The organism is Arthrobacter sp. TB 26 (assembly GCF_000427315.1).
GTDB lineage: Bacteria > Actinomycetota > Actinomycetes > Actinomycetales > Micrococcaceae > Arthrobacter.
Map to the genome: position 1 here is coordinate 1 of NZ_AUPJ01000330.1, position 5,087 is coordinate 5,087.

Sequence of the window (5,087 nt, forward strand, 5' to 3'; positions counted from 1 at the left end):
CCTGGTGGCCGCCCGCGAGGCCACGAGCGCCGCCGGCGCCCTGCTGATCCTCGACGAGGTCCAGACCGGCATCGGCCGGACCGGCAAGTGGCTCGCGAGCGGGGACGCCGGGATTGTGCCCGACGCCGTCACCCTCGCCAAGGGCCTCGGCGGCGGCTTCCCGATCGGCGCCCTCGTCACGTTCGGCCCGGAAACGTCCTCGCTGCTGACCGCCGGCCAGCACGGGACGACGTTCGGCGGCAACCCGGTGGCCACCGCGGCGGCCCTGGCCACCCTGCACGTTCTGGAGAACCAGCACGTGCTGGCCAACGTCCGGGAGGTGGGCGACCACCTGCGCGCCGGCCTCGCCACGATCGACGGCGTCACCGAAGTACGCGGCGAAGGGCTCCTGGTCGGCTTCGACCTCGACGCCGACGTCGCCCCCGCAGTTGTGACCGCCGGCCTTGAGGCGGGCTTCATCGTCAACAGCCCCGGCCCGCACACGATCCGCCTCGCGCCGCCGCTGATCCTCACCACCGAACAGGCCGACCGCTTCCTCGCGGCAGTGCCCGCACTCCTCCGGACCGCAAAGGACGCCCAGTGAACACGACCGACATTTCGACCGTGACTTCGACCAGCCAGGTCCGCCACTTCCTCAAGGACACCGACCTCACCCCGGCCGAGCAGGCCGAGGTCTTGGACCTCGCCGTCCGGATGAAGGCCGCCCCCTACAGCGTGCAGCCTTTCGCCGCGGAGGGCAGCGGCCGCAAGACCGTCGCCGTGATCTTCGACAAGACCTCCACCCGGACGCGCGTGTCCTTCGCCACGGGCGTGGCCGACATGGGCGGCAACGCGCTCATCATCAACCCGGGCGAGGCGCAGATCGGGCACAAGGAATCCGTCGAGGATACCGCCAGGGTCCTGGAGCGCATGGTGTCCACCATCGTGTGGCGCACCGGAGCCCACTCCGGGCTCGTCGCCATGGCCAGGAACTCCCGCGTGCCGGTCATCAATGCCCTGTGCGATGACTACCACCCCTGCCAACTCCTCGCCGACCTGCTCACCATCAGGGAACACAAGGGTGACCTGGCGGGCCTCACCATGACCTATCTCGGCGACTCCGCCAACAACATGGCCAACTCCTACCTGCTGGCCGGCGTCACCGCGGGCATGCACGTCCGCGTCGCCGGCCCGGNCGGCTACCTGCCGTCCCCGGAGATCATCGCAGCGGCCGAGGACCGGGCAGCGGAGACCGGCGGCTCTGTGCTCGTTACGGTGGACGCCGCCGAGGCCCTGCTCGGCGCCGACGTCGTCGCCACCGACACCTGGGTCTCCATGGGCCAGGAAGACGAAAAGGAAGCCCGGCTGCAGCTGTTCCGCGGCTACGCCGTGGACGAAGCGGCGATGAAGCTCGCAGCGCCGGACGCCGTCGTGCTCCACTGCCTGCCCGCCTACCGCGGCTACGAGATCGCCGCGGCCGTGATCGACGGCCCGCAGTCCATCGTCTGGGACGAGGCCGAGAACCGGCTGCACGCCCAGAAGGCCCTCATGGCCTGGCTGATGCACCGCTCCGGGCTCGCCGTGGTCGAAGGACTCGGATAGTGTCCGTCCAGCCTGCCTCCCCGGGGGCCAGCCCGGCCACCAAGACGGCCCGGCAGGCGCGCATCACCACGATCCTCACCGGTGAGTCGGTCCGCTCACAGGCGGAACTGGCGGCGCTGCTCGCCGACGACGGAGTCCAGGTCACCCAGGCCACGCTGTCCCGGGACCTCGTGGAGCTCGGCGCGGTCCGGGTCCGCGGGAAGGAAGGCGTCCTCGTCTACGCGGTGCCGGGGGAGGGCGGGGAGCGCGCGGCCAAGAGCGGCGTCACCCAGGAGATCCTCGACGCGAGGCTGGCCCGGCTCTGCGGGGAACTGCTGGTCACCGCCGAAGCGTCCGCGAACATCGCGGTGCTCCGGACGCCTCCCGGCGCGGCCAACTTCCTGGCCCTGGCGATCGACCACTCCGTGATGCCGTCCATCCTCGGCACCATCGCCGGGGACGACACCGTGCTGCTGGTCACCCGGGACCCCCTCGGCGGGGCTGACGTGGCCGCCCGGTTCCTGCAGCTGGCCGAAGAGGCCGGCACCAGCTGACGGCCCCAAGGACCTTGTGAAGATTGGGCCCGCCACAGGGATGTGACAGGCTTTCACAAGAGAAGCTTTACCCGGAATTTTTCCCGCACGACTGATTTTCCCCAAACAACTAAGGAGCATTTGAAGTGACTGAGCGTATTGTTTTGGCCTACTCCGGTGGCCTGGATACTTCCGTAGCCATCGGCTGGATCGGTGAAGCCACCGGGGCCGAGGTCATCGCCGTGGCGGTCGACGTCGGACAGGGCGGCGAGTCGCTGGAGACGATCCGCCAGCGCGCCCTGGGCTGCGGCGCCGTCGAAGCCTACGTGGCCGACGCGTCCGACGAGTTCGCCAACGAGTACTGCATGCCCACGCTGAAGGCCAACGCCCTCTACCAGGGTCACTATCCGCTGGTCTCCGCGATCTCCCGCCCGGTGATCGTCAAGCACCTGGTCAAGGCCGCCCGCGAATTCGGCGCCACCACCGTGGCCCACGGCTGCACGGGCAAGGGCAACGACCAGGTCCGTTTCGAAGTCGGCATCCAGACCCTCGGCCCGGACCTGAAGTGCATCGCACCGGTCCGCGACCTCGCCCTGACCCGCGACAAGGCCATCGCCTTCGCCGAGGAAAAGGGACTGCCGATCGAGACCACCAAGAAGAACCCGTACTCGATCGACCAGAACGTCTGGGGCCGCGCTGTCGAAACCGGTTACCTCGAGGACATCTGGAACGCCCCCACGAAGGACATCTACGACTACACCGCGACCCCGGAGTTCCCGCCGGCGCCCGATGAGGTCACCATCTCCTTCGAGGCCGGCGTCCCGGTCGCGATCGACGGCGTCAAGGTCACCCCGCTGCAGGCCATCAAGGAACTCAACCGCCGCGCCGGTGCCCAGGGCGTCGGCCGGATCGACGTCGTCGAGGACCGCCTCGTCGGCATCAAGTCCCGCGAAATCTACGAGGCGCCGGGGGCCATGGCGCTCATCACCGCGCACAAGCACCTCGAAGACATCACGATCGAACGCGAGCAGGCCCGCTTCAAGGCCACGGTCGGCCAGCGCTGGTCAGAACTGGTCTACGACGGCCAGTGGTTCTCCCCGCTCAAGCGCTCCCTCGACGCCTTCATCGAGGACACCCAGCGCTACGTCACCGGCGACATCCGCATGGTCCTGCACGGCGGCCAGGCGATCGTCAACGGACGCCGCTCCGAGACCTCGCTCTACGACTTCGACCTCGCCACCTACGACACCGGCGACACGTTCGACCAGTCGATGGCCCGGGGCTTCATCGAGCTGTGGGGCATGTCCGCCAAGGTTGCCTCCGGCCGCGACATCCGCGTCGCAGGAAAGTAGCCTCTGTGGCTGAGCAGGAAACCACCAAGTCCGAGGCGACGAACACAGGTGCGCTGTGGGGCGGCCGGTTCGCCGGCGGCCCCGCGGATGCCCTCGCCGCGCTGAGCAAGTCCACGCACTTTGACTGGCGGCTGGCCCGCTACGACATCGCCGGGTCCAAGGCACACGCGCGTGTGCTGCACAAGGCCGGATTGCTCGACGACGCCGAGCTTGAGGGCATGCTCGACGCCCTGGCCCGGCTGGATGCGGACGTCGCCTCCGGCGCGTACACGCCGGCGGAGTCGGACGAGGATGTGCACGGTTCGCTGGAACGCGGGCTCATCGAGCGAGCCGGGACCCAGCTCGGCGGCAAGCTCCGCGCCGGCCGGTCCCGCAACGACCAGGTGGCGACGCTGGGGCGGATGTTCCTGCGCGACCACGCCCGGATCATCGCCCGCGGCGTGCTCGCCACGATTGACGCCCTCGTGGGCCAGGCCAAGGCGCACCAGGGCGTCGCCATGCCCGGCCGCACGCACCTGCAGCACGCCCAGCCGGTCCTGCTCAGCCACCACCTGCTGGCCCACGCCTGGGCGCTGCTGCGCGATGTGCAGCGGCTTCAGGACTGGGACAAGCGTGCCGGCGTCTCGCCCTACGGCTCCGGAGCCCTCGCGGGCTCCTCGCTGGGCCTGGACCCGGAGGCCGTGGCCGCGGAACTGGGCTTCTTCTCCGCCACGCACAACTCGATCGACGGCACCGCCTCCCGCGACGTCTTCGCCGAGTTCGCGTGGATCACGGCCATGATCGGCGTGGACCTGTCCCGGGTCTCGGAGGAAGTCATCCTCTGGGCCACCAAGGAGTTCTCCTTCGTGACCCTGCACGATTCCTACTCCACGGGCTCCTCGATCATGCCGCAGAAGAAGAACCCGGACGTGGCGGAACTGGCCCGCGGCAAGGCCGGCCGGCTGATCGGCAACCTGACCGGGCTCCTGGCCACGCTCAAGGGCCTGCCGCTCGCGTACAACCGCGACCTGCAGGAGGACAAGGAACCGGTCTTCGATGCCGCCGACACCCTGGAAGTCCTGCTTCCGGCCGTCTCCGGCATGATCGCGACGCTGACGTTCAACACCGAACGGATGGAGTCCCTGGCTCCGCAGGGTTTCGCGCTGGCCACGGACATCGCCGAATGGCTGGTCCGGCAGGGTGTCCCGTTCCGCGAGGCGCATGAGCTCTCCGGTGCCGCCGTCAAGCAGGCTGAAAGCCGCGGCGTCGAACTCTGGGACCTGACGGACGAGGAATACGCCGCCATCTCGGAGCACCTGACGCCGGAGGTGCGCACGGTCCTGTCCACTGAAGGCTCGCTGAACAGCCGGAACTCCCAGGGCGGCACCGCACCGGCCGCCGTCGAGCGCCAGCTGCTGGCCCTCGACGGCGAACTCGCCGGAGTCCGCGGGTACGCGGGCTAGCGACACCCCCGCGCCCCCGCGAGGGCGCCCCTGAGTTGGCACTTCGCGGCAATGTTTTTCGCAAACACTGCCGCGAGGTGCCAACTCGCGGCGCTTAAGGTGGGTGCATGAGCGAAACTTTCCGCCAGTTGCTGCGTGGCCTGCCCGATTTCCCCGACCTGCTCCCGGACTTCGACCCGGCCGGCGCCCCCGCGGATCCC

Annotated in this window: 5 protein-coding genes; all 5 read left to right on the forward strand. The window is 69.5% G+C overall.

Going from position 1 to position 5,087, the window contains the following annotated elements; translation table 11 throughout:
- The coding region (locus tag K789_RS0112510; protein ID WP_024367044.1) for an aminotransferase class III-fold pyridoxal phosphate-dependent enzyme at positions 1-583 on the forward strand (583 nt) is incomplete at its 5' end.
- A complete protein-coding gene (gene argF / locus K789_RS0112515) occupies positions 580-1,581 on the forward strand; it encodes an ornithine carbamoyltransferase (RefSeq protein WP_416352801.1) in 1,002 nt (333 codons plus the stop codon). The genes K789_RS0112510 and argF, both read left to right, overlap by 4 nt.
- Positions 1,581-2,114, forward strand: a complete 534-nt coding sequence (locus K789_RS0112520) for an arginine repressor (RefSeq protein ID WP_024367046.1) — start codon at positions 1,581-1,583, stop codon at positions 2,112-2,114. The genes argF and K789_RS0112520 overlap by 1 nt, the downstream gene beginning before the upstream one ends.
- 125 nt (positions 2,115-2,239) lie before the next feature.
- Complete coding sequence (locus K789_RS0112525) at positions 2,240-3,445, forward strand: argininosuccinate synthase (RefSeq protein ID WP_024367047.1); 1,206 nt, start codon at positions 2,240-2,242, stop codon at positions 3,443-3,445.
- 5 nt (positions 3,446-3,450) lie between these two features.
- Positions 3,451-4,887, forward strand: a complete 1,437-nt coding sequence (argH, locus tag K789_RS0112530) for an argininosuccinate lyase (RefSeq protein WP_024367048.1) — start codon at positions 3,451-3,453, stop codon at positions 4,885-4,887.
- Positions 4,888-5,087 lie beyond the last annotated feature (200 nt).